The organism is Pseudomonas sp. RP-B7 (assembly GCF_059803535.1).
This window is the reverse complement of sequence record NZ_JAPFHC010000019.1, coordinates 1-26,515: the sequence shown is the minus strand read 5'-3', so window position 1 is coordinate 26,515 and position 26,515 is coordinate 1. Positions and strand designations below refer to the sequence as shown.

The following is a 26,515-nucleotide window of genomic DNA, read 5'->3' as shown; positions in this document are numbered from 1 at the left end:
AACAAAGCCGCAGGCCCTGTATTGCCCCGTTCCCTCCAGCCGCCAGCGGTGTAGAATCGGCCCTATTCATCGCCAGTCATCCCCCGGCGGGTTTATGAGCTCGAGGCCCAAGCACGCGGCGATCCCGCGACGCGAGTGGCAACTTCCGGACACACGGCCATTTTTCGGGTGTTCCAGTAGTGAAATAGAAGCTCACTCCCCTTTAGTACTTGATTAGCCGCCCGGAGTGCTCCAATGCCTGATTACCGCTCGAAAACATCCACCCACGGCCGCAACATGGCCGGCGCGCGCGCACTGTGGCGTGCCACGGGGATGAAAGATGACGACTTCAAGAAGCCGATCATCGCGATTGCCAACTCGTTCACCCAGTTCGTACCCGGCCATGTCCACCTCAAGGACCTGGGCCAACTGGTCGCCCGCGAGATCGAACGCGCCGGCGGTGTGGCGAAAGAATTCAACACCATCGCCGTCGACGACGGCATCGCCATGGGCCATGACGGCATGCTGTATTCCCTGCCGAGCCGCGAGATCATCGCCGACTCCGTGGAATACATGGTCAACGCCCACTGCGCCGACGCCATCGTGTGCATCTCCAACTGCGACAAGATCACCCCCGGCATGTTGATGGCCGCCCTGCGCCTGAACATCCCGGTGATCTTCGTCTCCGGCGGCCCGATGGAAGCCGGCAAGACCAAGCTCGCCTCCCACGGCCTCGACCTGGTAGACGCCATGGTCATCGCCGCCGATTCCAGCGCTTCTGACGAGAAGGTCGCGGAATACGAGCGCAGCGCTTGCCCTACGTGCGGCTCGTGCTCCGGCATGTTCACCGCCAACTCGATGAACTGCCTGGTGGAAGCCCTGGGCCTGGCCTTGCCGGGCAACGGTTCGACACTGGCCACCCACAGCGACCGCGAGCAGCTGTTCCTGCAGGCCGGCCGCACCATCGTCGAGCTGTGCAAGCGTTACTACGGCGAGAACGATGACTCGGTGTTGCCGCGCAACATTGCCAACTTCAAGGCGTTCGAAAACGCCATGACCCTGGACATCGCCATGGGCGGTTCCACCAACACCATCCTGCACTTGCTGGCCGCGGCCCAGGAAGCCGAGATCGATTTCGACCTGCGCGACATCGACCGCCTGTCCCGCCACGTGCCGCAGCTGTGCAAAGTCGCGCCGAACATCCAGAAGTACCACATGGAAGACGTGCACCGCGCCGGCGGGATCTTCTCGATCCTCGGCTCCCTGGCCCGTGGCGGCCTGCTGCACACCGACCTGCCGACCGTGCACAGCCGCAGCATGGAAGAAGCCATCGCCAAGTGGGACATCACCCAGACAGACGACGAAGCGGTGCACCACTTCTTCAAGGCTGGCCCGGCCGGCATCCCGACGCAAACCGCGTTCAGCCAGTCGACCCGTTGGGACACGCTGGATGACGACCGTGAAAACGGCTGCATCCGCAGCGTCGAGCACGCCTACTCAAAAGAAGGCGGCCTGGCCGTGCTGTACGGCAACATCGCTCTGGATGGCTGCGTGGTGAAAACCGCCGGTGTGGATGAATCCATCCACGTCTTCGAAGGCCGCGCCAAGATCTACGAAAGCCAGGACAGCTCGGTTCGCGGCATCCTCGCCGACGAAGTGAAGGAAGGCGACATCGTGATCATCCGCTACGAAGGCCCGAAAGGCGGCCCGGGTATGCAGGAAATGCTCTACCCGACCTCCTACCTGAAATCCAAGGGCCTGGGCAAAGCCTGCGCCTTGCTGACCGACGGCCGTTTCTCCGGCGGCACCTCGGGCCTGTCCATCGGCCACGCTTCGCCGGAAGCCGCAGCCGGCGGCGCGATCGGCCTGGTGCAGGATGGCGACAAGGTGCTGATCGACATTCCGAACCGCTCGATCAACCTGTTGATCAGCGATGAAGAACTGGCGGCACGCCGGGTCGAGCAGGACAAGAAGGGGTGGAAGCCGGTGGAGAAGCGTCCGCGCAAAGTCACCACCGCGTTGAAAGCCTATGCCCTGCTGGCCACCAGTGCCGACAAGGGTGCCGTGCGTAACAAGGCGATGCTTGACGGGCTATAACCCCCCTCAGCGCCTCAAAAATGCCCCGATCTTCGGGGCATTTTTTTGCCCCCTCGCTGGAACTAAATGTCATCAGCTACCGATAAACAAACTGACCCTACCGAACTCAGCACTGCAAATGCCCGTTCATGGTTTCAGTTTTCTAACAGGTAACGCTCATGCCCAGAATCGCGCCTGCACCTTCTTTCACTGTTGCCCCGCAACTCCAGCATCCTCCACAACACAAAGCAAACCTGCCGCCAAACGGGGCAACGGCCCTTGGTGAACATTTCTACCTATTCCAAGGCCCGACACAGCAGTCTCCCAGAAAACTGGTCATCAGCGCCCATGGCGCCTACCTTCCGGGTATGAACTTGAAAGTGCCAGAGAACACGTCTCTTGTTTTTTATGGCCCGGATGGCCATTCACTGCAAGACCCCACCCTGGGTGGCGTAGCCCGAGAAACCGTGAATATTTACGAGAAAACGCGCCCTGGTGAAGACGTCCGAAATTATCTGCTCGGCAAATACCCGGAGGACTCTTACAACAACATTCGGTATACCGTGAACAACTCGGACTTCGACGTGCTGACTGTACGCAACCGGAAAACCCCTTCACTCGCCTTGAGGAACATAGCCATCACTTTGCAGGATGCCCTGACGGAGGTGAATAACAAGGGGCTGCGGTATCAAGAGATTCACGCTTCATTCTGTCGCCCGAACCTGCTTAATCCTGCAGCACCTCTATACCGTGCCACTTTGCGTGAAGAAAGTTGCGATACAGTCCCGGCAACTGGAGCGCCGATACAGGATAAGTCGTCAGGCTGAAACGCCGCGCATAAAAAGTGCCCGCCAAGAGCCGGGCATTTTTTATCCGGCTGAAATCAGAACTGTGGGGTGTAGGTCATGGTGAACATCACATTGCGCGGGTCGCCATAGTAGTTACTGCCCCAGTTCGCGTTGTACGCCGGGATGTAGTACTTCTTGTCGAACATATTGTTCAGGTTCGCCGCGACGGTGAACTCCTGGTTGATCTTGTAGGCCACCCGCGAATCCCACAGTGCATTGCCCGGCACGCTGAAGGTGCGATCGTAGGCGACGGTGCTGCTTTGCGCCGTCACGCCAGCACCGACGCTGAACTTCTGCCAGTCCCCCGGCAATTGGTAGTCGCCCCACACCTTGAGCAGGTGCTTGGGCGTCCAAGTGCTGAAGACCTTGCCTTCGTAGGTGTCGTCCTTGAGGAACTTGGTGGTGTTGTAGGTGTAGCTGGAGACCAGTTGCAGACCCGGCAGCACTTCACCGCCCAATGTGGCTTCAAAGCCCTGGCTGCGAACCTTCCCCGAGGCCACCGAGCAGTACCAGCCATTGCAGTTCATCGGCCCTTGCAGGTCCTGGACGCCACGGTTTTCCTGGTCGTAGCGGAAGATCGCAAACGAGGTGTTGAGGCGGCCATCGGCCAGTTCACCCTTGATGCCCAGCTCGTAGTTCTTGCCCTCGATAGGCTTGAGCAGCGAGCCGGAGGTGGTCAGGTTGGTTTGCGGCTCGAACGCATCGGCGTAGCTGGCGTAGGCCGACCATTGATCGTTCAGGGCATAGACCAGGCCTGCATACGGGGTGACCTTGCCGGAGGTTTGCGTGGTGCTTTCCTCGGCAGCGCCGTACACGCCCTGGCGACCGTTCTGGCCGATGTAGGAGTACTCATACCAACTGGTGCGCGCGCCGAGGATCAGCGTGAGCGGGTCCAGCACCTTGACGCGCCAGGTGCCGTAGATGCCTTTCTGGCGAATGTCATACCAGCTCTTCGAGGCGTTCCCCGCCTGGAACAACTGGTATTTGTCGCGCTGCACACGGTTGTGGTCGATGTTGAAAATATCCGCGCCATTCGTTGCCGCCCGCGCCCACTGGTCGTCGGTGGTGAGTTTGGAATAGTTGGCGCCCAGGACCATTTCCTGTTGGAAACCCAGGCCGTCGAACTTGCCGTTGACATACACGTCCGCGCCACGACTTTTGGTATTGAAGTCGGTCACCCAGTCGATGTAGCGCACATTGCCCGTATCACCGGGGTTGGGGACGGTATCCCACGTCGCCTGGTACGTCGCGTCGTTATGCTCGTCCATTGCCACCAGCGCAGCCTTCACTTTCCAGTCATCGTTGAAACGATGCTCCAGGTCGGCGAACACCTGGGTCTGGTTGTTGACGGCACGGTTCCAGCTGGCGCCGACAAAGGTCGAACGCGGCAGGCCGATATCACTGCCATTGGCGTAGCGGGGCAACGACATGAAATTGGGGCGTGAGTGGCCTTTCTGGTTACTGATGCCGACGCCCACGGTAGTGTCTGGCGTGAAGTCATAGTCGACGGCGCCGTAGACGGTCTGGTTCCAGCCGCCCGCGTAATCGACGAAGGAGTTGGTGGTGTCGTAATCCGCCACAAACCGGCCGCGCAAGGTGCCTTCCGGGTTGAGCGGGCCACCGGCATCGACTTGGGTGCCGTAGTGGTCCCACGAGCCGGCCTTGGCGGTGATGGTCACTGTGGGCGCCTGCTGGCCACGCTTGCGCACCAGATTCATGGTGCCGCCGGGGCTGTTGGCGCCTTGCAGCAAGGCGGCCGGGCCGCGCAGGGTTTCGACGCGGTCGTAGATCGCCATGTTTTCGGTGAGGTAGCTGCCCAGCGTGTAGGTGTTACGCGGGATGCCCACGCCGTCGTATTGCAGCGTGCCCACTTCGAAACCACGGGAGAAGATGAACATGCCAGGGCCAGGAGATTTGGTCGCCGTCAGGCCGGGCGTGCGCTTGACCACGTCGGACAGCTTGGTGGTGTTCTGGTCGTCCATCTGCTTGCGGGTCATGACGCTGACCGACTGCGGGATGTCCTTGAGTTTCTGCTCGCCCTTGCCGATGGTCACGGCACCCGTGGTGTAGGAGCCGGTACCTTCGGTGGTGACGCCCAGGCGCTCGGCACTGATGGTGGTGGCGCCGACTTCGAGGGCGCCACCGGCGTCCACACGCTTTTCCAGGGTGACGGTATCGGCATTGATAAACGCTGCGCTCAAGCCCGTGCCGCCGAGCAGTTGCCCCAAGGCTTCACGCTGCCCCAGGTTGCCCTTCACCCCCGGCGACACCACCCCCTGGGTCAACTCACCATTCACCAACACCTGCACCCGCGTCAGCGCCGAAAATGCCGCCAGCGCACCGTCCAGGCTTTGCCCTGGAATATCGAAGCGGTAAGTCTGGGCCTGGATGGTCTCAGCAGCCTGCAAATACAGCGGCCCAGTGCCGCTGGCCAAGGAAATGGCCAGTGCCAGCAAGGGCCGTGCGGCGTATCGGTGTGCCATAGATGGTGCTCCCCGGTGCAAAAAAGTCGGTGATCGGCGCCGCACTACTTGAGAGTGCTTACTATTTACGCCTCAGTGATCAAGGACGATGCCCCACCGGGAAACCCTGAAAATATTTTGAAAAAGTTGCCGTCAGGACGCTTTGCCTTCGCGCAACACCAGCAAATACGGGGTGTAGCGCTCGGCATGCAGGTTGAGGGTGTATTCCAGCGCCTTGATTACGGCATCGGGTTTGTCGATCTCAAACACGCCGGAAACCACGCGATTGCGCAACGCGTCGCCAAGCACCAAGGTCTTGCCGGGCCAGTAACGGTTCAACTCGTTGACCACTTCCGACAGCGGCTGTTGGCGGAACACCAGTTGGCGCTGGCGCCAGGCGAAACCGCTGGCGGGATCGAAAGCGTGCACGTCGGCGAGGCGCTGGTCCTGATATTCCACCGCCCGTCCCGGCTCCAGGTAGACCGGCTCGCCCATGCCCGCACTGACCTGCACCTTGCCCTCGGCCACCTGCACCCGCGTCTGCGCATCGCGCCGCGCCACGCTGAACTGGGTGCCGACCACCTTGACCCAGCCCTCACCGGACTGCACCACGAACGGCCGCGCCGGGTCCTTGGTCACGCTGAAAAAACCTTCGCCACGCAGCAGACGAATCTGACGCTCGCCGCCGCTCATGCGCACTTGAATCGCGCTGTCGGTGTTGAGTTGCAACTGAGAGCCATCGGCCAATTCGACGGTGCGCGATTCGCCGGTGCCGGTGGCGTAGTCCGCGCGCAGGCGGTCGAGCCAGGGCGTGTTCTGTACGGTCAACCCAACCGCCAGCAGCACGGCAGCGGCATAAGCCCAGCGCCGCGCGGGTTTGCGCCACGCGGCCTGCTCGGCGCGGCGGATCAACCGTGCCGGTTCACGCAAACCGCCGAGCATCGCCTGCACTTCCTGCCAGGCTTCATCCTGGGCATTGCCCTGGCCGAGCCAGGCGGCGAAGGCGTCCATCTCGGCCGGGGTCACGTCCTCGGCCTGCAAGCGGAAGTACCAGGCGCACGCTTCTTCGAACAACGCGTCGGCAGTGGGTAACGCAGTCATGTCCGACGTCCTTGTGCATCGCAGGCAAGCCGCGTCTTGATGTAGGCGCGGCATTCAATCAAGGCGCGACGCAATTGGTATTCCACGCTGCGCGGGGTGATCGACAGGCGTTCGCCAATCTGGCGGTAGGAAAGTTCGTCGACATGATAGAGCAGGAAGATCTGCCGAGTCGCCTCGGGCAACGCCAGGATCGCGTCCTGCATCAGTTGCTCCTGCTGGTAGGCGGCCAATTGTTCATCGGCGCCGGGGTTGCTGCACGGCAGTTCTTCGCTGGGCTCGCCGGCGTCCAGGCGCTCACGGCGAATGGCCTGGCGCTGGTGATCGCGCACCAGGTTACTGGCGATGGTGAAGAGGAAGGCCGGGAGGTTGTCGATCTTCTCACCGGAGTCCAACCGGGCCAGGCGCAGGAACGATTCCTGGGTCAGGTCGGCGGCTACCTGGGCGCTGCCGGTGCGGCGGGTGACGAAGGCTTCGAGGGCTTTCTTCTGCTCCGCGAACAGGCGCGCGATCTGCGAATTCCAGGAGAGCACGGCACTACCTTGAGGTGAACGAGGGGTTCAGGAGGTGCGCACGCTAGCAGAGGATGAGATTTGTTCGCAATTGAAATCTATTTTTTGCTGGGGGTCATGCGGTGTTTTTGAGGCCGTCTTCGCGAGCAAGCCCGCTCCCACAGTTGACCGCGTTTCAACATGAGAATGCGGTCAAAATGTGGGAGCGGGCTTGCTCGCGAATGCAGGCGACTCGGTGTTACTGAATGTCATCCGGTTTGACGATCACCCAATTCTTGTCCGCCGTCACCGCCAGCCCTTCCTTGGCCTGCGCCGCCGCGTGCTTGGCCATCATGCCGTTGAGCTGGGTCATGTATTTGTCCTTGCGGTTGATCCACAAATGCACGCCGCCCTTGGCCACGTCCACATCGTGGAACAGCATGTAGCCATCGCTCGTTGGCGTGTCGCCGCCCACCAGCACCGGTTTTTTCCACTCGTCGATGTAGGTCAGGATCGCCGCGTGTTTACCGGCCATCCAGGTGGCCGGGGTCCACAGGTAAGGGGTGAGTTCGAGGCCGAGGTTGGCTTTCTCGTCATATTTGCCGGCGCTGATCTGTTTGCGTGCGGTGGTCAGCTCGCCGGTCTTGCGGTCCTTGAGCAGGGTGGTCACGCCGATGACGTTCTCGGGTTTGACGTTGTAGCCGTACTTCGGATCGGCGGCGACCATGCGCACCAGTTCTTCCGAGGCAGCGGTCATCACATACACGTCGATGCCGTTTTCCATCAGCTTGTTGTACAGCTCCTGCTGGCCGGTGAAGACTTTCGGCGGCTGCACTTCGGATTTTTTCACCACGTCGCCTTCGAAATAGCTGACAGGCACCGGCTTGCCGGAGGCCATCAGTTCGTCGACCTGGACCTTGAGTTCCTTGAGGGTGAACCCCGAAAACACCTGGGCGACCCACGGGTAGCAGACCATGTCGTCCACTTCGCAGAGGCGATAGTAGTAACTGAACAGACTTTCCTTATGGTCGGCAGTGTCTTTGAACGGCATAAGCTTGAGCGACGGATCAAGGCTGTCGCGGGTGATCAGGCCCTTGTTTTCCATGTAGGGCAACAGGGACTCTTCGAGGTCGTAGCGGTAGCTGGTGTTGTCCATGTCGAACACCGCGAAATTGCCCTTGTTGGCGTTGGCGGCGATCATTTTGTTCAGTTGCTCGGCGGCCGGGGCCGGCCAGTGTTTCAACTCGGTGGCGGCCATGGCGTGGCCAGCAAGGCCCAGGCACAGCGCGGCGGCAAACATTCTCGAAGCGAGCTTCATATGCGTTTTCTCCCTGAGTGAAAGACATCGACGCTAACAAATCCCTGTGACAGTTAGCGCCCGAGCACGACCGCTTGCGTCCTGATTCCGCCAACGCCATATACCTGAGCGTCAAAGGCTTATTCCAAAAGCGACAGTCACCATTCGATATCGGTATTAAATCAATATATTTCAAGCTGTTAGGATTTCCGGTTCGCAATCGCAGGCTCACGCGATTGGCAGCCTCTGACGGAGCTTCAATGAATCTGCCTCTGATTCTCAACTTACTGGTGTTCGTGGTCCTGTTACTGGGCCTGGCACAAACCCGCCGCACAAACTGGAGCCTGGCCAAGAAGGTGTTGTTCGCCCTGGCCCTGGGCGTGGCGTTCGGTGTGGCACTGCATAGCATTTACGGCGCCGGCAACCCGGTGCTCAAGGCTTCCATCGGCTGGTTCGACCTGGTCGGCAACGGTTATGTGCAATTGCTGCAAATGATCGTGATCCCGCTGGTATTTGCTTCGATCCTCAGCGCCGTGGCGCGGTTACACAACGCCGCGTCCCTGGGCAAGATCAGCTTCCTGACCATCGGCACACTGTTGTTCACCACCGCGATCGCGGCGTTGATCGGTATCGGCCTGACCAACCTGTTCGGCCTCACCGCCGAAGGCCTGGTGGCCGGCACCCAGGAAATGGCGCGCCTGCAGGTGATCCAGAGTGATTACGCGGGCAAGGTCGCCGACCTGAATATCCCGCAGTTGCTGCTGTCGTTCGTGCCGTCGAACCCGTTCGCCGACCTGGCGCGGGCCAAGCCGACGTCGATCATCAGCGTGGTGATTTTCGCCGCGTTCCTGGGGGTTGCCGCGCTGCAACTGCTCAAGGATGACGTGGAAAAAGGCCAGAAAGTGCTCAACGCCATCGACACCCTGCAAGCCTGGGTGATGCGCCTGGTGCGCCTGGTGATGAAATTGACGCCGTACGGCGTATTGGCGCTGATGACCAAGGTGGTCGCCGGTTCCAACCTGCAAGACATCATCAAGCTCGGCAGTTTCGTGGTGGTGTCGTACCTGGCCCTGGGCCTGATGTTCGTGGTGCACGGCCTGCTGCTGTCCCTGGCCGGGATCAACCCGCTGCGCTTTTTCCGCAAGGTCTGGCCGGTGCTGACATTTGCCTTCACCAGCCGCTCCAGCGCGGCGGCGATCCCATTGAGCATCGAGGCGCAGACCCGTCGCCTGGGCATCCCGCACTCCATCGCCGGTTTCGCCGCCTCGTTTGGCGCGACCATCGGCCAGAATGGTTGCGCGGGTCTTTACCCGGCGATGTTGGCGGTGATGGTGGCGCCGACCGTGGGCATCAACCCGCTCGACCCGCTGTGGATCGCGACGCTGGTGGCGATTGTGACCCTGAGTTCGGCCGGTGTGGCGGGCGTGGGCGGCGGCGCGACGTTTGCCGCGCTGATCGTGCTGCCGGCGATGGGCTTGCCGGTGTCATTGGTGGCGTTGCTGATTTCCGTGGAGCCACTGATCGACATGGGCCGCACGGCGTTGAACGTGAACGGCTCGATGACGGCCGGGGCGATTACCAGCCAGATCATGGGGCAGACGGATAAAGCCGTATTGGATGCCGATGAGCACGCCGAACTAGCCCAAGCCTAAACTTGTAGTGAGCGGGCTTGCCCCGCGCTGGGCGGCGAAGCCGCCCCAAAACCAGACACCGCGTTTTTCCTGAAACACCGCGGCGTACCTGTTGCGGCGGCTTCGCCGCCCAGCGCGGGGCAAGCCCGCTCACTACAGGTTGTCAGGCTTTTTTCCAGACTTCGAAGTTGTAGGCAGGCTTGTCACCTTCAGCCGGATTTTCTTGGTTGGAAACCAGCTTCCACTGGTTCAAATCAAACTCCGGAAACCACGCATCCCCCTGCGGGCTCAACGCCACCCGTGTCAAATACAGGCGATCGGCCTGTTCCAGCCCCTGCGCATACAACTGCGCACCGCCGATCAGCATCAGCTCATCCACGCCCTGCTCCAGCGCCCACGCTTCGGCGCGCTCAACCGCAGCATCCAGCGACGGAAAAACCTCGGCACCTTCCAGCACCAGATCGGTCTGACGGCTGACCACAAGGTTCAAGCGCCCCGGCAACGGTCGGCCCAGGGAATCCCAGGTCTTGCGCCCCATGATGATCGGCTTGCCGAGCGTGGTGGCCTTGAAATATTTGAAATCCCCCGGCAAATGCCAGGGCATGCTGTTGTCGACGCCGATCACGCGGTTTTCACCGAGGGCTGCGATCAGGCTTAAAGGGAGAGTTTTTTTCATGGCGACGAGAATACCAGAGCCCCGAGTCAGGGGTTATGCTCCAGGCTCACAAACACAACAGGACGGCGCGTGACTGCACTGACCCCGCTGCAAAAACTCTGGCTGACAGAAACCGTGCGCCTGCGCGAAGAACACGCAGGCCCCTTGGACGACCAGGAAGCCAACCGCCTGGCCCGCGCGGCCGGTGGCGATTTGCCGACGCGTATCCAGCGCCGCGCCCTGCACCTGGCCGAACGCGATGGCCTGAGCGCCGCCCTCACCCGCTGGCTGCAAGGTGCGCGCCTGGCGCTGGTGCTGCTGGCCATCGTCGCGCTGATCAGCGGCGCCGGCCTGGCCTTCGCCGCGCTGGGCAACGGCCTGGGCCCGGTGAATGTGTTCTGGGCCTTGGGCAGCCTGCTCGGTTTAAATCTGATCCTGCTGATCAGTTGGGCCCTGGGCCTGCTGTTTGCCGGCGAACACGGCGCCAGCCTGGGGCGGCTGTGGTTGTGGCTCAGCGAAAAACTCGCCCGCGACGCCAAGGCCGCACAATTGGCACCGGCGTTGTTGCTGTTGCTGCAACGCCAGAAACTCAATCGCTGGGCCGTCGGCGTGCTGGTCAACGGCCTGTGGCTGCTGGCCATGCTCAGCGCCCTGGCGATCCTGCTGACGCTGCTCGCCACCCGCCGCTACGGCTTCGTGTGGGAAACCACCATCCTCAGCGCCGACACCTTCGTCGCCGCAACCCAAACGTTGGGCAGCCTGCCCGCGCTGCTGGGCTTCAACGTACCAACCGTCGAGATGATCCGCGCCAGCGGCGATTCCGCGCTGAACATCGAACGCGCCCGCCAAACCTGGGCCGCTTGGTTGGTAGGCGTGCTGCTGGTCTACGGCCTGCTGCCGCGCCTGCTCCTCGCCCTGCTCTGCCTGTGGCGCTGGCAACGCGGGCGCGCCGCCCTGCGCCTGGACCTCAACCTGCCGGGCTACAGCCAGCTGCGTGAACGCCTGATGCCAAGCAGCGAACGCCTCGGCGTCAACGACGCCGCACCGGAGCAGTTGCCCCCTGTCAGCGGCGGCGTCAGCGACCTGCACAGCGACGGCGCCCTGCTGGTGGCCATCGAACTGGACGACCAGCATCCATGGCCGCCCAAGCTGCCTGCCAACGTCAACGATGCCGGCATCCTCGACAGCCGCGAATCGCGCCACAAACTGCTGGAACAACTCACGCGCTTCCCGCCCGCCCGCCTGGCCATCGCCTGCGACCCACGACGTTCGCCGGATCGCGGCAGCCTCGCGCTGATCGCCGAACTCGCCCGTAGCGCCGCCGCCACCCGTGTGTGGCTGCTGCAAGCACCGCCCGGCCAGGCGCTGGACGCCGAACGCCTGGGCGACTGGCACAGCGCGCTGCAACAGCTAGAGCTGCCCTTCGCCGACTGCGCGCCGCTGAACTGGCTGGAGACCGGTCATGACTAAACCGCTGAAACTCGCCGTGGTCGGCCACACCAATGTCGGCAAAACCTCGCTGCTGCGCACCCTGACCCGCGACGTGGGCTTCGGCGAAGTCTCCCACCGCCCCAGCACCACACGGCATGTCGAAGGTGCGCGCTTGTCGGTGGACGGCGAAGCCCTGCTGGAGTTGTACGACACTCCCGGCCTGGAAGACGCCATCGCCCTGCTCGACTACCTGGAGCGCCTGGACCGCCCGGGTGAACGCCTCGACGGCCCGGCCCGGCTGGCGCGGTTCCTCGAAGGCAGCGAAGCGCGCCAGCGTTTCGAACAGGAAGCCAAGGTGCTGCGCCAACTGCTGGCCTCGGACGCCGGCCTGTATGTGATCGACGCCCGCGAGCCGGTGCTGGCCAAGTACCGCGACGAGCTGCAAGTGCTGGCCAGTTGCGGCAAGCCGTTACTGCCGGTGCTCAACTTTGTCAGCAGCAGCGACCATCGCGAACCGGACTGGCGTGAAGCCCTGGCCCGCCTGGGCCTGCATGCACTGGTGCGGTTCGACAGCGTCGCACCGCCGGAAGACGGCGAGCGCCGCCTGTACGAAAGCCTCGCCCTATTGCTGGAAAACGCCCGGCCGCAGTTGGAGCGCCTGATTCTTGACCAGCAGGCCCAGCGCCAGGCCCGTCAGCAAAGCGCAGCGCGGTTGATCGCCGAGCTGCTGATCGACTGTGCCGCGTGCCGTCGCAGCGTGGTCACCGAAGATGAGCCGCACGCCATCAACGAGCTGCGCAAGGCCGTGCGCCAGCGCGAACAGAAATGCGTGGAAGCGCTGCTCAAACTGTTCGGGTTTCGCCCGCAAGACGCCGCCGCCAGCGATTTGCCGCTGCTCGACGGGCGCTGGGGCGATGACCTGTTCAACCCGGAAACCCTCAAGCAACTCGGGGTGCGCGTCGGTGGCGGGATCGCCGCCGGGGCCGCCGCCGGGGCCGGTGTGGATCTGCTGGTCGGCGGCCTGACCCTCGGCGCCGCCACCCTGGCCGGGGCGATTGCCGGTGGTGCGCTGCAAACCGCACGCAGTTATGGCAGCCGGCTGCTGGGCAAGATCAAAGGCCAACGCGAACTGACCGTGGACGACAGCGTGCTGCGCCTGCTCGCGCTGCGCCAACGTCAGTTGCTCAAGGCCCTGAACCTGCGTGGGCATGCGGCGATGCACAGCATCAAGGTCAACACGCCCCAGGACAAAAGCTGGCGCGAGGGCAAATTGCCGGACGCGCTGCACAAAGCCCGTGCCCATCCGCAATGGTCGTCGCTCAACCCCCACGCCAAACTCAGCCAGGCCGAACGCCAGGAGCAGGTCGAAGCACTCGCCCAGCGCCTCGACGAAACCTAAGCCGCCAACACCTGCCGCGCCTTGGCCTTGAGCACCTCAAGGTCGAGCAGCGGCACATGCATCTGCTTGGCCTGCTCGTCCCAATGACGCATGCGCAGGCTGACCGCGCAGAGCGGGTCCTGCTCAAAGGCCTGGGCTTCTTCGGCGGTCATCATCCCGCCCTGATAGCCCAGGGTGCGACGGCTGGCTGCGCTCAATCGGGCGTAGTAGCCCGGTTGGTTGAACGTCAGGTAGCGCTTGGCTTGCACGTGATATTCCACGAGCCTGGCCAAGCGTTCGCTGAACCCGGCGCGGCGCAGGTAATCCGCGCCCAGCCTTTCGTGGCTGACCACGCCGTAGCCACCCATGTCCGCGCCGCCTTGGCCGCACAGATGCCCGATGTCGTGGAAAAACGCCGCCAGCACCACTTCATCGTCAAACCCTTCCAACATGGCAAGCTGCGCGGCCTGGGACATGTGCTCGATCTGCGACACCGGCTCGCCGATGTAATCCGCCGCGCCGTGTCGCTCGTACAGGCCAAAGACCTCGGCAATCGCCTGTTCCGGGCTCATCACACACTCCCCCACAACGCACTGATATTGCGCTCGGCCAGCGCCGGCCCGACGCTCATGCCCACGCCGGTATGCATCAACGCTGCGCTCACCCCCGGTGCCGCCCGCAGGAACGAGAACGGCCCCGGCCCCCGTGCCCCGTATACGCCCTGCCAGCGCTCCACCACCTGGAGCCTGCAACCCAGGGTCTGCTCGGCCAGTTCGATCATCCAGTCGTCGACCTGCTCGGCGTTGAACGGCGAGGCATCGCTGCCGTAGGCATGGGAGTCGCCGATGATCAGCTCGCCATAGGGTGTCGGGCTGATCAGCAGGTGGATGCCGTGCTCGTGCAGGTGCGGCACATCGCGCAGGATCTGCGCCCGCACCGTCGCCGCCTCGGGCAGGTCGGCGAAGGCGCCGTAGTGCACGCAACTGAGTCCGGTGAGCAAGGCGTGTTGCAGGTTGAGATTGACCGCTGGCCGTGCGCGCAGCATTTGCAGGCGACAGATACTTGGGTTGAGTTCGGCCATCGCGTCGGCCAGCAGGGTTTGGTAGTCGTGACCGGAGCAGACGATGATCTGCTCGCCGCGAAAGCTGCCCGCCGTACTGTGCAGCAGGCCCGGTTCCACATCGCGTACCAGGGTGGAGAAATGAAACTCCACGTTCAATCCGTCGCGAAGGTAGTTGATCAACGCCGGGAGCGCTTCGCGCGAATACAGTTGCTGGTCGTCCTTGCCGTGCAACGCGGCACGGTGATGACGGAACTGGCCGCCATACAAATCCTTCATCGCTGCGCCTTGCAGCAATTCGACGTGGTAGCCGTGTTCCTTGGCGCGGCCGGCGCAGAAGGCTTCGAGCAGATGCTCTTCGGCTTCGTTGCGGGCGAACAGGTAGGCGCCGTTGCGCTTGAGCTGCAGGCCCGCGGCCTGGGCCCAGTGGCCCCAGATGTCACGGCTTTGCCGCGCCAGGTCGAGCATCGTGCCTGGCGGCTGGCCGGTGACCAGGGCCTGGCCGAAGTTGCGTACCGAGGCGCCCAGGGGCGTGACGCTGCGTTCGAAGACCTTGACCTTGAGGCCGCGCTGGGCGGCGGCGAAGGCGTGGGACAGGCCGAGGATGCCGGCGCCGACAATTAAAAGGTCGGTGGGGTGTGTCATGGAATGATGTCCTGAATTCAAGGCCGCCTTCGCGAGCAAGCCCGCTCCCACATTTGAATGTGTTCACAAATCAAAATGTGGGAGCGGGCTTGCTCGCGAAGCGGCCAGCAGCCCTAACGAAAAAATTACTGACCCGCCACCTTCTCCGACTTCCCGTCATAGCGCTTGCGCCACTCAGTCAGGATGCTGTCGCGATTCTTCGACGCCCAGGCAAAGTCGTTCTTGATCAGCCGCTGCTCATAATCGGCCGGCAATTCGGTCTGCGGCTTGGCAATCCCCGGCTGGGCGAGCACGGCGAAGTTGTCCTTGTACAGCGCCATCGCCGCTGGGCTGGCGGAAAAGTCGGCGAGTTTTTTCGCCGCGTCGGCGTGGGCCGTGCCCTTCATCACGGCCGTCGCTTCAATGTCCCAACCCAGGCCTTCTTTCGGCAGGATGATGTCCAGCGGCGCGCCCTGGCGCTTCAACTGCACGGCCGGGTATTCAAAGGAAATCCCGATCGGGAATTCACCAGACGCCGCCAGCTTGCACGGCTTGGAGCCCGAGTGAACGTACTGGCCGATGTTCTGGTGCAGGTCGTCCATGTACTGCCAGCCCTGCTTCTCGCCATAGGTCTGCAACCACGCGCTCACATCCAGGAAACCGGTGCCGGACGAGGCCGGGTTGGGCATCACGATCTTGCCCTTGTACTCAGGCTTGGTCAGGTCTTGCCAGCTCACCGGCTTGCTCAGGCCTTGCTTCTCAGCTTCGACGGTGTTGAAGCAAATGGTCGCGGCCCAGACGTCCATGCCCACCCAAGCCGGCGGGTTGGCCGGGTCGCGGTAGTTTTTGCCGATCTTGTCCAGGTCCTTGGGTGCGTAGTTGTCCAACATGCCTTGCTGGTCGAGGATCGCCAGGCTCGACGCGGCCAGGCCCCAGACCGCGTCGGCTTGCGGGCGGTCTTTCTCGGCCAGCAGCTTGGCGGTGATGATGCCGGTGGAGTCGCGCACCCACTTGATTTCGATGTCCGGGTTGGCCTTTTCGAAGGCTTGCTTGTAGGTCTTCAACTGCTCGGCTTCGAGGGCCGTGTACACCGTAAGGTCGGTCTTGGCGAAGGCATTCAGGCTGAATGCAGACAGTACGGCAGCGACCAGTGCCAGGGGTTTGAACATGGAACACCTCCTATCGGGATTATTGGCCCGGCGCGCTCTGGCGCCAGGCTTGGGAGCGACGCAACGCGCCACGTGAGGCCCACGCCAGCAACAGCGAGACGCCGGCCGAGGTGAACAGGATCAGGGTCGACATGGCCGCCGCGCCGCCCACGTTGCCGGCATCGTCCATGTTCAACACGGCGACGGCGGCGAGGATGGTGTCGGGGCTGTAGAGGAAAATCGCGGCGGATACGGTGGTCATCGCCGATACAAACAGGTAGCGCACGATGTCCAGCAGCGCCGGCAGGCAGATCGGCACGGTGACTTTCAGGTAATGGCGATACAGCGGCGCCTTGAGGGACAGCGCGGCGGCTTCGAACTCGGCGTCCAGCTGGCGCAACGCCGTGGTGGCGGTCATCTGCGCGGTGGTCAAATAATGCGCAATGGTGCACACCACCAGCAGGGTCATGGTTCCGTAGAACACATGCAGCGGGTTGCCGTTGAGGTTGAAAAAGAACACGTAGCCCAGGCCCAGCACCAACCCCGGCACGGCCATCGGCACAAAACTGAGCAGGCGCAGCGCGAGGTTCAGGCCCTTCTGGCCCTTGGTCTTTTCCATCAGGTAGGCGCCGCTGAAGATCAGCACGCTGCCGATCAACGCGGTGCACAAGGCCAGGGTCAGGCTGTTGCGATAGGCCAGCCAGCCGCCGCCGGCGGTGTCTTCGAACTGGTAGTGGTTCAGCGACAGCGACAGGTTGTACGGCCAGAATTTCACCAGCGAGGAGTACACCGCCATGCCGAACACCAGCAGCAAAACGGCGCAGATCAGTAGGACGATGGCCAGGTAGCAGCCGTCCCTCGAACGCGATGGCAGCGGTTGGAACACTTGGGCGCGGCCGCTCATAGAGTCGCCATGACGGCGGCGCAACCACGCATCCACGCCGAAGCTGAACAGCGCCGGCAGCAGCAACACCATGCCGATCAACGCGCCGCGACCGAACTGTTGCTGGCCGACCACCGCCTTGTACGCCTCCAGCGCCAGCACCTGATAATCGCCGCCGACCACCACGGGCACGCCGAAGTCGGTGATGGTCAAGGTAAACACCAGACAGAATGCGGCGAACACCGCCTGGCGCGTGGCCGGCCAGGTGATGCTGCGAAACGCCCGGGCCGGGCTCGCCCCCATGCTGGAGGCCGCGTCGAACAGGCGCGCATCCGCCAGGGACAGCGCCGACAGCAGGATCATCAAGGCGTGTGGGAAGGTGTAGATCACTTCGCCCAGAACGATGCCCCAGAAACCGTAGATATTCTCCGAGAGCAAGCCGCGCAACATACCCTGGTTGCCGAATAGATAAACCAGCGCAATCCCCGGCAGCATCGACGGTGCCATCAACGGCAACAGGGACAGGCCGCGCCAGATCGCCTTGCCGGGAATCAGCGTGCGTTGCAGGGCGTAGGCAAACAGGTAGGCCAGCGGTACGACGATGGCCGCGACGCTGAGGGAAACTTTCAGACTGTTGCCAAGCAACCAGTGGAAGTTGGCGCTGGTGATCAGTGCTTTAGCCGCGACCAGACCGCCGCCCTGCCCCGCTTCGCTGCTGAAACCACGCCAGAAGATCGCCAGCAACGGCAGCAACACGGCGACGCCCAGCAAGCACAGCCAGAGCAGTTTGCCGCCGACCACAAACAGGCGGTCGCCCAGTTCGGCACGGGAAGCCTGGCGCACGGCGGGCAAGGTCATGACAACGGCCATCTCAGGCAAACACCTGCAGGCTGCGCGGCGGCAAGGCCACCCAGATGTCCTGGGCGCCCAGGCGCGGCATGGCTTCCGGGGCCAGTTCGGCGAGCAGCGCATGGCCGGGTAACTGCTCGAGCTCAAAGCTCATGCGGCAGCGGTTGCCGAGGAACGTGACCTCGCGGACCTTGGCCGGGAACAGGTTTTCTTCATGCACCGGCGGGTTGACGCTGATGGCTTCCGGGCGGCAGAACAGGCGGCCGGACTTGGCCACGCCGGCATCATCGGCCAAGCGCATGTTCATCCCGCCGACCTGGGCGTGGCTGGCGCTGTTGCGGCTGAATGGCAGCCAATTGCCCTGGCCGACAAATTCCGCCACGAACGACGTGGCCGGGCGGTCGTAGATTTCCTGGGGCGTGGCGTACTGCTCGACCTTGCCGTTGTTCATCACGGCGATGCGGTCGGCCATCAGCATGGCTTCGTCCTGGTTGTGGGTGACCATCAGCGTGGTGATGCCCAGGCGCCGTTGCAGTTGGCGCAGTTCGGTGCACAGATGCTCGCGCACACGGGCGTCGAGGGCGGACATCGGCTCATCCAGCAGCAATAACGACGGCGCAGGCGCCAGCGCCCGGGCTAGAGCCACGCGTTGTTGCTGGCCGCCGGAGAGTTGGCCGGGGTATTTCTTTTCACTGCCGACCAGGCCGACCAGTTCCAACATCTGAGCGACACGCTTGCGCACTTCATCGCGGCCGCTGCCGGTGAGGCCGTAGCCGATGTTCGCTTCGACGGTCAGGTTGGGAAACAGGGCGTAGGACTGGAACAGAATGCCGTAGTCCCGTGCCTGGGGTGGCAGCAGGGAAACGTCGCGGTTGCCCAGGTAAAGTTCGCCGCTGTCCTGGCGCTCGAGCCCGGCGATGCAGCGCAGCAAGGTGGTCTTGCCACAGCCGGACGGGCCCAACAGGCACACCAACTCACCGGCGGCGACGTCCAGGGATACGTTGTCGAGCGCAGTGAAGGCGCCGAAGCGTTTCTGGATATTGCGCACCTTCATCGGCGCGCCGGGTTGGCTCAGGGCAGTGTTCATGCGTGGCACCTCATCAAACGGATGAGGGTCATGCTAGGTAGGCAATGCGTCGCGCGTGTGGCAGGAAGGCAAAAGGTGGTGATAGTGGTATTGGTGGATTTGGGTAGGGGTCAAAGGGGTGTGGTGCCTGCACTGCCGCTTTCGCGGGCAAGCCCGCTCCCACACTTGATCGGGTTCACACGGTCAAAATGTGGGAGCGGGCTTGCCCGCGAAGAGGCCCTCAAGACCACCATAGAACTCAGAGGGGCGACATTTCCTGCGCCAAGCCCAGAAACGCCGCTGGCAACCGTGCGCTTTTTCTTTCCTTGAGGCAGTACAAATACTCCGGAATCTGCGGCGCATGCTCGATGGTCAGCACCCGCAGTTGCGGGTCATGGGGCACTTCCTGGCGCGCAATGATGCTGATGCCGATATTGCGCAACACCGCCTCGCGGATCGACTCGCGGCTGCCGATTTCCAGCAGCGGCCCGTAGCTCACGCTAGCGCCCTGCAACATCTCTTCCGTCAGCCGCCGTGTGGTCGAGCCCGCTTCACGCATCAACAAAGTATGCCCGGCCAGGGCACTGAGGGGTACATGGTCGAGCTTGGCCAGGGGATGGTCGCGATGCACCGCCAGCACCAGCGGGTCGGTGCCCAATACCCGGCGGATCAGGCGTGGGTCTTCCACCAACTGCGAGGACGCGGCGACATCGACGCGGTAATCGTCCAGCGCTTCGAGCACCTGTTGGGAGTTGCCGATTTCCACCGACACGTCCACCTGCGGCAGGCGTTCGCGAAAGGCTTTGACCAGGTCGAGGATGTAATACGGCGCCGTCGCGGCAATCCGCAATGCGCCCTGGACCTGGCCGTTGTTGCGCAGGAAAAACTCGATGTCCGCTTCTTGCTGCAACAGCGCCTTGACCATCGGCAGCAGCCGCGCGCCTTCATCGCTGACGGTCAGACGCCGGCCGCCACGGTAGAACAACTCAACACCGTATTGGCTTTCGAGGTTGCGGATCTGGGTGGTGACCGTGGGCTGGCTGAGGCCGAGTTTTTTCGCCGCCTGGGTAATGCTGCCCAGGCGCGCGACCATATAAAAAGCCTTCAACTCGGCACTCAGCACGCCACCCTCACATCCATTATTTGCGCAACAGGCGCAGGCCATTGAACACCACCAGCAGGCTGACGCCCATGTCGGCAAACACCGCCATCCACATGGTGGCCATGCCCAGGAACGTGACTGCGAGGAAGATCGCCTTGATCACCAGCGCCAGGGCGATGTTCTGCCGCAGGATACTCGAGGTTTGCCGCGACAACCGAATGAATGCGGGAATCTTGCGCAGATCATCGTCCATCAGGGCCACGTCGGCCGTCTCGATGGCGGTGTCGGTGCCGGCTGCGGCCATGGCGAAACCGATCTCGGCACGGGCCAGGGCCGGGGCATCGTTGATGCCGTCGCCGACCATGCCGACGCGATGGCCTTGGCCATAGAGGGTTTCGATGGCTTGCAGTTTATCGGTGGGCAGCAGGTCGCCACGGGCCTGATCGATGCCGACCTGGGCGCCAATCGCCTGGGCGGTGTGGGTGTTGTCGCCGGTGAGCATCAGGGTCTTGATGCCCAGCGCGTGCAGTTGCTGGATGGCTTCACGGCTGCTGTCCTTGACCGTGTCGGCCACGGCAAACAGCGCCAGCGGGCCGGACTTGTCGAGCAGCAGCACCACGGACTTGCCTTGTTTTTCCAGGGCGAAGAGTTTTTCTTCCAGCTCCGGCGAGCACAGGCCAAGGTCCTCCACCAGGCGGTGGTTGCCCAGGTGATAGGTTTCGCCGTTGATGTCGCCGCGCACGCCACGGCCCGCCAGCGCCGCAAAGTTATCCACAGCGTGCAGCGCCAGGTTTTTATCCACAGCCGCATTGGCGATGGCGAGGGACACCGGGTGGTCGGAACGCCCGGCCAAACTCGCGGCTAACGCCGGTGCGCTGGCTTCGACGTTGGGGAACAGCGCCAGGTAATCGGTTTGCACCGGCTTGCCGTGGGTGATGGTGCCGGTCTTGTCGAGGGCCAGGTAGTCGAGTTTGTAGCCGCCCTCCAGGTAGACGCCACCCTTGATCAGGATGCCTTTGCGCGCCGCCGCCGCGAGGCCGCTGACGATGGTCACGGGCGTGGAGATCACCAGCGCACACGGGCACGCCACCACCAGCAGCACGAGGGCGCGGTAGATCCAGTCGAACCACACGCCGGCCATGAACAGCGGCGGGATCAGGGCTACGCCGAGGGCAAACAGGAATACCGCCGGGGTGTAGACCCTGGAGAAACTGTCGACAAAGCGCTGGGTCGGCGCGCGGGCGCCTTGGGCCTGTTCCACGGCGTGAATGATCCGCGCCAAGGTGGAGTTGTTGGCCGCTGCGGTGACTTTGTATTCCAGAGCGCCGGCCTGGTTGATGGTGCCGGCGAAGACCTTGTCGCCCACGGTCTTTTCAATGGGCAGGCTTTCGCCGGTGATCGGCGCTTGGTCAATGGTCGATTGGCCCGCAGTGACTTCGCCGTCCAGGCCGATGCGCTCGCCAGGCTTGACCCGCACGATAGCCCCAAGATCGATGCTTTTGACCTCTTGTTCAGCCCACGAACCGTCGGCCTGCCGCACCGTGGCCTGTTCGGGGGTCATCTGCATCAGGCCGCTGATAGCGTTGCGCGCACGGTCCAGGGATTTGGCTTCGATCAGTTCGGCGACGGTAAACAGGAACATCACCATGGCCGCTTCCGGCCACTGGCCGATCAGGATTGCGCCGGTCACCGCGATGCTCATCAGCGCGTTGATGTTCAGGTTGAGGTTTTTCAGGGCGATCCAGCCCTTTTTGTAGGTGGTAAGGCCGCCGCTGAGGATCGACACCAGCGCCACCAGGGCAATCACCCAGGTCGGCGCGGCGTTAGTGAAGTGCAGCACTTCAGCGCCCAATGCACCGACGCCGGACAATGCCAGCGGCCACCAGTGTTTCTTGGCGGGTGGTGCGGCAGCCGGGGTGCCTTCCTCGATGGGGTCGGCCTGCATGCCGATGGATTTGATCGCGGCGATGATCGGCGCGGTGCTCGGCAGGTCGTGGGTGACGCCGAGGATGCGGTTGATCAGGTTGAATTCCAACTGCTGGATGCCGGCGAGCTTGCCCAGTTTGTTCTGGATCAGCGTCTGCTCGGTGGGGCAGTCCATGGCTTCGATGCGGAACGTGCTCAAGCGCGAGCCGGCGGTGGGCGCCTCGTTCAGCGTCACCTTTGCCGCAGCCGAGCTGGCGGAACAGCAGGAATCGCCGTGGCCGTGGTTATGCACAGGCGTGAGTTTATGCTCGCCATGATCATGGTCGTGCTTGTGTTTATGCGGGGTGTGGATGGAATCGCTCATCAGGTCGCGTCCGTAAGGTGCCTGTTGCCAAGTAAAGACCCTGTAGCCACTATAGGGTCAAGCACCCATTTGGAGATTGCTGCGATGAAGATCGGCGAACTGGCGAAACTGACCGACTGCCCCGTGGAAACCATCCGCTATTACGAGAAGGAAGGCCTGCTGCCACCGCCGGCGCGCACCGAGGCCAATTACCGCGTGTACACCCAGGCGCACACCGAGCGGCTGATCTTTATCCGCAATTGCCGCAGCCTGGACATGACCCTGGAGGAGATCCGCAGCCTGCTGGATTTGCGCGACAGTCCGCAGGACCAGTGCGAAAGCGTGAATGCGTTGATCGACGAGCATATCCACCATGTGAAAGCGCGGATCGACGGGCTGTTGGCGTTGCAGGAACAGTTGCTGGACCTGCGCCAGCGTTGTGGCGGTGGGGAGCAGTGCGGGATTTTGCAGCGGCTTGAAGTCAGCGGAAGTGTGGCGGCCAGTGAGGCTGAGCCTTCCCATGTGGGCAGAAGCCACGGCCACTAACTCAAGTGAATACGGACTAAATGTGGGAGCGGGCTTGCTCGCGAATGCGGTGTGTCAGCTAACACATCTGCAAGCTGATCCACCGCTTTCGCGAGCAAGCCCGCTCCCACACAAGCTAGATCCCACATTGATCAGATGGCGACATCAGCCTTGATGCTCGGATCGGCGTCGTAACCCACAATTTCAAAGTCTTCGAACTTGTAGTCATAGATCGACGCAGGCTTACGCTTGATCACCAACTCCGGCAGCTTCTTCGGCGTACGCGCCAGCTGGGTCTGGATCTGTTCCATATGGTTACTGTACGCATGGGTGTCGCCAGTGGTGACGATGATCTCGTGGGGGATCAGGTCGCACTGCTGCGCCAGCATATGGGTGAGCAGCGCCAGCGCCGCGGTGTTGTACGGCAGGCCGAGGAACACGTCGGAGCTGCGGATATACAACTGCATCGACAGGTGACCGTCATGCACGAAGGCCTGGTACAGCAGGTGGCACGGTGGCAGGGCTTGCTTGCCGTTGCGCGCGTTTTCCTGGGGGCTCAGGGTCTCGTCGGGCAGGTACTCGACGTTCCAACCGTGGAACAGGATGCGGCGGCTGTTGGGGTTGGTCTTGAGCGTATGCACCATGTAGTCGATCTGGTTGATCGTGCCACCGTCCTTGGTCGGCCAGGCGGTCCACTGCTCGCCGTACACCGGGCCCAGGTCACCGTCTTCGGTGGCCCATTCGTCCCAGATCTTCACGCCGTTTTCATTCAGCCACTTGATGTTGGTGTTGCCGCTCAACATCCAGATCAGTTCGTTGGCGATGCTTTTGAAGTGAAGCTTCTTGGTGGTCAGCAGCGGAAAGCCGTCGGCCAAGTTATGCCGATACTGACGGGCAAACACGGCCTTGGTGCCGGTGCCGGTGCGATCGCCCTTGGTCAATCCATTGGTCACGACGTCGTTCAGTAGTTCGAGATATTGCTTCATTTTTTTACCCGTATCGTTGAAGCCGAGGCAGGGCAACCGCCTCGGCATTCGAATTTAAAGCGCAGTGTTCTTCAGCGGCTGCGGGCGATTGTACGCCCACCACAGCAGGCCCAGGCCGGCGAGGATCATCGGCAGGCTGAGGATCTGACCCATGGTCACCCAGCCCCACGCCAGGTAGCCCAACTGTGCATCCGGCACGCGCACGAATTCGACGATGAACCGGAAGATCCCGTAGAACAACGCGAACATGCCCGACACAGCCATGGTTGGGCGCGGCTTGCGCGAGAACAGGTAGAGAATCAGGAACAGTGCCACGCCTTCCAGCGCGAACTGGTAGAGCTGCGACGGATGGCGCGGCAGTTGCGCCGGGTCGCTGAATGGCGGGAACACCATCGCCCACGGCACGTCGGTCGGCTTGCCCCAGAGCTCGGCGTTGATGAAGTTGCCGATGCGCCCGGCCCCCAGGCCAATCGGTACCAGCGGCGCGACGAAGTCCATCAGTTCGAAGAACGACTTGCCGTTGCGACGGCCGAACCACCAGGCAGCGATCATCACGCCGACAAACCCACCGTGGAACGCCATGCCGCCCTTCCACACTTCGAAGATCAGCGTCGGATTGGCGATGTACGCCGACAGATCGTAGAACAACACGTAGCCCAGGCGCCCGCCGACGATCACCCCCATCGACAGCCAGAAGACCATGTCGGAGAGCTTCTCCTTGGTCCAGGTCGGGTCGAAACGGTTCAGGCGCCGGGAAGCCAGCAGCCAGGCGCCGCCGATACCGATCAGGTACATCAACCCGTACCAGTGGATTTTCAGCGGACCGATGGCCAGGGCCACCGGGTCGATCTGCGGGTAAGGCAGCATTGCGACTCCTCGTTAAATCATTCGTTATAGCGCCCGGACCATGCCGGGGCGCGATTAAGGCTGCGTTACAGCAAGAAATTCAAACCGACGCAAAACAGCAACCCGGCAAACAGGCGCTTGAGCAAGCGCGGCGACAGCTTGTGCGCCAGGCGCGCGCCGAAACGGGCAAACACCATGCTGGTCAGGGCAATGCCAACAGCGCCGGCAAATACACGAACCCTAGACTATGAGCGGGCAGCAGCGGGTCATGCCAGCCCAGAATCATGAAACTTAATGCACTGGCCAGGGCAATCGGCAGGCCGCACGCCGATGAGGTGGCCACCGCCTGCTGCATCGGCACGCTGCGCCAGGTCAAGAACGGTACGGTCAACGAGCCGCCGCCGATGCCGAAAATCGCCGACGCCCAGCCGATCACCGTGCCGGCCAGGGTCAGGCCGAGTTTGCCCGGCACCGTGCGACTGGCCTTGGGCTTGACCTCCAGGGCCAGTTGCAGCGCGATCACCAAGGCGAACACACCGATGACCTTCTGCAAGTGCGGGCCGGAGATGGCTTCGGCGGTCAGTGCGCCAAAACCGGCGCCGATCAGGATGCCCACGGTCATCCACACAAAGATCGGCCAGCGCACCGCGCCACGCCGGTGGTGCTCACGCACGGCGTTGATCGAGGTAAAAATGATGGTCGCCAGTGAGGTGCCCACGGCCAGGTGGGTCAGCACCTGGGGGTCGAAGCCCTGCAAGGTGAAGCTGAACACCAGCACCGGCACGATGATAATCCCGCCGCCCACCCCGAACAGCCCGGCCAGCACACCCGCACAGGCGCCCAGCGCCAAATACAGCAAAAATTCCATGGGAGCCCCCAAATCAAGTCCGGCATGTTAACGGATGGAAGGCATGCGACCCAACTGGAGACGATGGAACGCCCGCGCTTGAGTGCGTAGAGTGGCAAAAAACACAAAAGGGATCGCCTGATGTGCCTGATTGTCTTCGCCTGGCGGCCGGGCCATGCCCAGCCACTGATCGTCGCGGCCAACCGTGATGAGTTCTACGCCCGCCCCAGCCTGCCGCTGGCCCAGTGGCCGGATGCACCCGAGGTCTACGCCGGCCGCGATCAGGAAGCCGGCGGCACCTGGCTGGGCGTGAATGCCGACGGGCGGTTTGCCGCCCTGACCAATATCCGCGATCCGCACCAGCCACCGGCGCGCAAGTCCCGCGGGGAACTGGTGGCGCGCTTTCTCAATGGAAACCTGCCGATTGACGACTACTTGGCCGACGTTAACGGCCGTTCGATCGAATATGCCGGGTTTAACCTGCTGCTGGGCACACGGGAGGAGTTGTGGCACTACAACGCCAATCACACCCAGCCGACGCGGTTGCAGGCCGGGGTGTATGGGTTATCCAACGCTGGGCTGGATACGCCGTGGCCCAAGTTGCTCAAGGCCAAGGCGGCGTTGAGTGCGGTGCTGGATGACCCGCAACCGGAGGCGTTGCTGGGGCTTTTAAGTGATCCGCAGACAGCGCCGTTTGCAGACTTGCCCGATACCGGCGTGGGGTTGGCGACGGAGAGTCTTTTATCCAGCGTGTTTATCGCCAGCCCCAGTTATGGGACGCGGGCGAGTACGGCGTTGATTGTGAATGCCGACGGGACTCGGCGGATGGTGGAGCGTAGTTTTGGGCCCCATGGTGGGCGGCTGGGTGAGGTAGAACTCAACGTGTAGTGAGCGGGCTTGCCCCGCGCTGGGTGGCGAAGCCGCCCTAAACCCAGACACCGCGATCTTCCTGAAACACCGCGGC

The 26,515-nt window shown here is 62.8% G+C and carries 21 protein-coding genes and 1 pseudogene; 7 read left to right on the top strand and 15 right to left on the bottom strand.

The window, feature by feature from the left end; all coding sequences use genetic code 11:
• The first annotated feature begins 234 nt into the window (after window positions 1-234).
• Window positions 235-2,076 carry a dihydroxy-acid dehydratase gene (gene ilvD, locus OPU96_RS17895; RefSeq protein WP_192297858.1) on the top strand — a complete coding sequence of 614 codons (1,842 nt, stop codon included), beginning with the start codon at window positions 235-237 and terminating at the stop codon, window positions 2,074-2,076.
• Window positions 2,077-2,234: 158 nt separating this feature from the next.
• Window positions 2,235-2,882, top strand: a complete 648-nt coding sequence (locus OPU96_RS17890; RefSeq protein ID WP_498559438.1) for a putative adhesin — start codon at window positions 2,235-2,237, stop codon at window positions 2,880-2,882.
• 56 nt (window positions 2,883-2,938) lie between these two features.
• Here the strand turns inward: OPU96_RS17890 and OPU96_RS17885 are convergent, their stop codons facing one another.
• From OPU96_RS17885 to OPU96_RS17870, 4 genes are all read right to left on the bottom strand, one after another.
• Window positions 2,939-5,386, bottom strand: a complete 2,448-nt coding sequence (locus OPU96_RS17885) for a TonB-dependent siderophore receptor (protein ID WP_498559437.1) — start codon at window positions 5,384-5,386, stop codon at window positions 2,939-2,941.
• Window positions 5,387-5,518: 132 nt separating this feature from the next.
• Window positions 5,519-6,466: a FecR family protein gene (locus OPU96_RS17880; RefSeq protein WP_498559436.1), complete on the bottom strand. Its 948-nt coding sequence runs from the start codon at window positions 6,464-6,466 to the stop codon at window positions 5,519-5,521.
• Window positions 6,463-6,996, bottom strand: a complete 534-nt coding sequence (locus OPU96_RS17875; protein ID WP_192297862.1) for an RNA polymerase sigma factor — start codon at window positions 6,994-6,996, stop codon at window positions 6,463-6,465. Before OPU96_RS17875 ends, OPU96_RS17880 begins: the two co-directional genes overlap by 4 nt.
• Window positions 6,997-7,213: 217 nt before the next feature.
• Window positions 7,214-8,272, bottom strand: a complete 1,059-nt coding sequence (locus OPU96_RS17870) for an HAD family hydrolase (RefSeq protein WP_370694873.1) — start codon at window positions 8,270-8,272, stop codon at window positions 7,214-7,216.
• A 239-nt stretch (window positions 8,273-8,511) separates the two neighbouring features.
• Between OPU96_RS17870 and OPU96_RS17865 the strand changes: the two genes are divergently transcribed.
• On the top strand, window positions 8,512-9,903 hold the full coding sequence (locus tag OPU96_RS17865) for an L-cystine transporter (RefSeq protein ID WP_226454578.1): 1,392 nt from the start codon (window positions 8,512-8,514) through the stop codon (window positions 9,901-9,903).
• A 142-nt stretch (window positions 9,904-10,045) separates the two neighbouring features.
• Here OPU96_RS17865 and OPU96_RS17860 read toward each other — a convergent pair whose 3' ends face one another.
• Window positions 10,046-10,558, bottom strand: a complete 513-nt coding sequence (locus OPU96_RS17860; protein WP_192297864.1) for a dihydrofolate reductase — start codon at window positions 10,556-10,558, stop codon at window positions 10,046-10,048.
• Window positions 10,559-10,627: 69 nt separating this feature from the next.
• Here OPU96_RS17860 and OPU96_RS17855 point away from each other — a divergent pair, with 69 nt between their 5' ends.
• Entirely contained in the window at window positions 10,628-12,007 is a 1,380-nt protein-coding gene (locus OPU96_RS17855; RefSeq protein WP_498559435.1) for a DUF2868 domain-containing protein, read from the top strand.
• Window positions 12,000-13,367, top strand: coding sequence for a DUF3482 domain-containing protein (locus OPU96_RS17850; RefSeq protein ID WP_498559434.1), 1,368 nt, complete (start codon window positions 12,000-12,002; stop codon window positions 13,365-13,367). Before OPU96_RS17855 ends, OPU96_RS17850 begins: the two co-directional genes overlap by 8 nt.
• Here OPU96_RS17850 and OPU96_RS17845 read toward each other — a convergent pair.
• The 7 genes from OPU96_RS17845 to OPU96_RS17815 form a co-directional block, all read right to left on the bottom strand.
• A complete protein-coding gene (locus OPU96_RS17845) occupies window positions 13,364-13,918 on the bottom strand; it encodes a phosphonate degradation HD-domain oxygenase (protein ID WP_226454581.1) in 555 nt (184 codons plus the stop codon). The genes OPU96_RS17850 and OPU96_RS17845 overlap by 4 nt on opposite strands.
• On the bottom strand, window positions 13,918-15,051 hold the full coding sequence (locus tag OPU96_RS17840; RefSeq protein WP_498559433.1) for a TIGR03364 family FAD-dependent oxidoreductase: 1,134 nt from the start codon (window positions 15,049-15,051) through the stop codon (window positions 13,918-13,920). The genes OPU96_RS17845 and OPU96_RS17840 overlap by 1 nt, the downstream gene beginning before the upstream one ends.
• Window positions 15,052-15,176: 125 nt before the next feature.
• Complete coding sequence (locus tag OPU96_RS17835) at window positions 15,177-16,199, bottom strand: putative 2-aminoethylphosphonate ABC transporter substrate-binding protein (RefSeq protein WP_192297869.1); 1,023 nt, start codon at window positions 16,197-16,199, stop codon at window positions 15,177-15,179.
• 19 nt (window positions 16,200-16,218) lie between these two features.
• Window positions 16,219-17,931, bottom strand: a complete 1,713-nt coding sequence (locus tag OPU96_RS17830; RefSeq protein WP_498559432.1) for a putative 2-aminoethylphosphonate ABC transporter permease subunit — start codon at window positions 17,929-17,931, stop codon at window positions 16,219-16,221.
• 1 nt (window position 17,932) lies between these two features.
• Window positions 17,933-18,997 carry a putative 2-aminoethylphosphonate ABC transporter ATP-binding protein gene (locus OPU96_RS17825; RefSeq protein WP_192297871.1) on the bottom strand — a complete coding sequence of 355 codons (1,065 nt, stop codon included), beginning with the start codon at window positions 18,995-18,997 and terminating at the stop codon, window positions 17,933-17,935.
• 238 nt (window positions 18,998-19,235) lie between these two features.
• Window positions 19,236-20,099 (bottom strand): LysR family transcriptional regulator, encoded by an 864-nt coding sequence (locus OPU96_RS17820; protein WP_226454586.1) that lies wholly within the window; start codon window positions 20,097-20,099, stop codon window positions 19,236-19,238.
• A 16-nt stretch (window positions 20,100-20,115) separates the two neighbouring features.
• Window positions 20,116-22,368 (bottom strand): heavy metal translocating P-type ATPase, encoded by a 2,253-nt coding sequence (locus OPU96_RS17815; RefSeq protein WP_226454587.1) that lies wholly within the window; start codon window positions 22,366-22,368, stop codon window positions 20,116-20,118.
• Window positions 22,369-22,452: 84 nt separating this feature from the next.
• Between OPU96_RS17815 and cadR the strand changes: the two genes are divergently transcribed.
• Window positions 22,453-22,893, top strand: a complete 441-nt coding sequence (gene cadR, locus OPU96_RS17810) for a Cd(II)/Pb(II)-responsive transcriptional regulator (RefSeq protein WP_226454588.1) — start codon at window positions 22,453-22,455, stop codon at window positions 22,891-22,893.
• Window positions 22,894-23,024: 131 nt separating this feature from the next.
• Here cadR and OPU96_RS17805 read toward each other — a convergent pair whose 3' ends face one another.
• The 3 genes and pseudogenes from OPU96_RS17805 to OPU96_RS17795 all read right to left on the bottom strand — a co-directional run bounded on the left by OPU96_RS17805 (window position 23,025) and on the right by OPU96_RS17795 (window position 25,572).
• A complete protein-coding gene (locus OPU96_RS17805; RefSeq protein WP_226454589.1) occupies window positions 23,025-23,858 on the bottom strand; it encodes a thymidylate synthase in 834 nt (277 codons plus the stop codon).
• A 54-nt stretch (window positions 23,859-23,912) separates the two neighbouring features.
• Window positions 23,913-24,725 (bottom strand): prolipoprotein diacylglyceryl transferase, encoded by an 813-nt coding sequence (gene lgt, locus OPU96_RS17800; protein WP_192297876.1) that lies wholly within the window; start codon window positions 24,723-24,725, stop codon window positions 23,913-23,915.
• Between the two features lie 65 nt (window positions 24,726-24,790).
• Window positions 24,791-25,572 (bottom strand): annotated as a pseudogene (locus OPU96_RS17795) (sulfite exporter TauE/SafE family protein).
• Between the two features lie 120 nt (window positions 25,573-25,692).
• Between OPU96_RS17795 and OPU96_RS17790 the strand changes: the two are divergent.
• Entirely contained in the window at window positions 25,693-26,439 is a 747-nt protein-coding gene (locus tag OPU96_RS17790; RefSeq protein ID WP_192297878.1) for an NRDE family protein, read from the top strand.
• Window positions 26,440-26,515: the final 76 nt, after the last annotated feature.

What these genes read in the sequence shown, in the direction of transcription:
- OPU96_RS17850 (WP_498559434.1), top strand. Translation starts at nt 12,000, where the DNA reads ATGACTAAACCGCTGAAACTCGCCGTGGTCGGCCACACCAATGTCGGC.
- OPU96_RS17870 (WP_370694873.1), bottom strand. Translation starts at nt 8,272, where the DNA reads ATGAAGCTCGCTTCGAGAATGTTTGCCGCCGCGCTGTGCCTGGGCCTT.
- OPU96_RS17805 (WP_226454589.1), bottom strand. Translation starts at nt 23,858, where the DNA reads ATGAAGCAATATCTCGAACTACTGAACGACGTCGTGACCAATGGATTG.
- OPU96_RS17845 (WP_226454581.1), bottom strand. Translation starts at nt 13,918, where the DNA reads ATGAGCCCGGAACAGGCGATTGCCGAGGTCTTTGGCCTGTACGAGCGA.
- OPU96_RS17885 (WP_498559437.1), bottom strand. Translation starts at nt 5,386, where the DNA reads ATGGCACACCGATACGCCGCACGGCCCTTGCTGGCACTGGCCATTTCC.
- OPU96_RS17840 (WP_498559433.1), bottom strand. Translation starts at nt 15,051, where the DNA reads ATGACACACCCCACCGACCTTTTAATTGTCGGCGCCGGCATCCTCGGC.
- OPU96_RS17860 (WP_192297864.1), bottom strand. Translation starts at nt 10,558, where the DNA reads ATGAAAAAAACTCTCCCTTTAAGCCTGATCGCAGCCCTCGGTGAAAAC.
- OPU96_RS17830 (WP_498559432.1), bottom strand. Translation starts at nt 17,931, where the DNA reads ATGGCCGTTGTCATGACCTTGCCCGCCGTGCGCCAGGCTTCCCGTGCC.
- cadR (WP_226454588.1), top strand. Translation starts at nt 22,453, where the DNA reads ATGAAGATCGGCGAACTGGCGAAACTGACCGACTGCCCCGTGGAAACC.
- OPU96_RS17825 (WP_192297871.1), bottom strand. Translation starts at nt 18,997, where the DNA reads ATGAACACTGCCCTGAGCCAACCCGGCGCGCCGATGAAGGTGCGCAAT.
- OPU96_RS17835 (WP_192297869.1), bottom strand. Translation starts at nt 16,199, where the DNA reads ATGTTCAAACCCCTGGCACTGGTCGCTGCCGTACTGTCTGCATTCAGC.
- lgt (WP_192297876.1), bottom strand. Translation starts at nt 24,725, where the DNA reads ATGCTGCCTTACCCGCAGATCGACCCGGTGGCCCTGGCCATCGGTCCG.
- OPU96_RS17815 (WP_226454587.1), bottom strand. Translation starts at nt 22,368, where the DNA reads ATGAGCGATTCCATCCACACCCCGCATAAACACAAGCACGACCATGAT.
- OPU96_RS17880 (WP_498559436.1), bottom strand. Translation starts at nt 6,466, where the DNA reads ATGACTGCGTTACCCACTGCCGACGCGTTGTTCGAAGAAGCGTGCGCC.
- OPU96_RS17865 (WP_226454578.1), top strand. Translation starts at nt 8,512, where the DNA reads ATGAATCTGCCTCTGATTCTCAACTTACTGGTGTTCGTGGTCCTGTTA.
- ilvD (WP_192297858.1), top strand. Translation starts at nt 235, where the DNA reads ATGCCTGATTACCGCTCGAAAACATCCACCCACGGCCGCAACATGGCC.
- OPU96_RS17790 (WP_192297878.1), top strand. Translation starts at nt 25,693, where the DNA reads ATGTGCCTGATTGTCTTCGCCTGGCGGCCGGGCCATGCCCAGCCACTG.
- OPU96_RS17890 (WP_498559438.1), top strand. Translation starts at nt 2,235, where the DNA reads ATGCCCAGAATCGCGCCTGCACCTTCTTTCACTGTTGCCCCGCAACTC.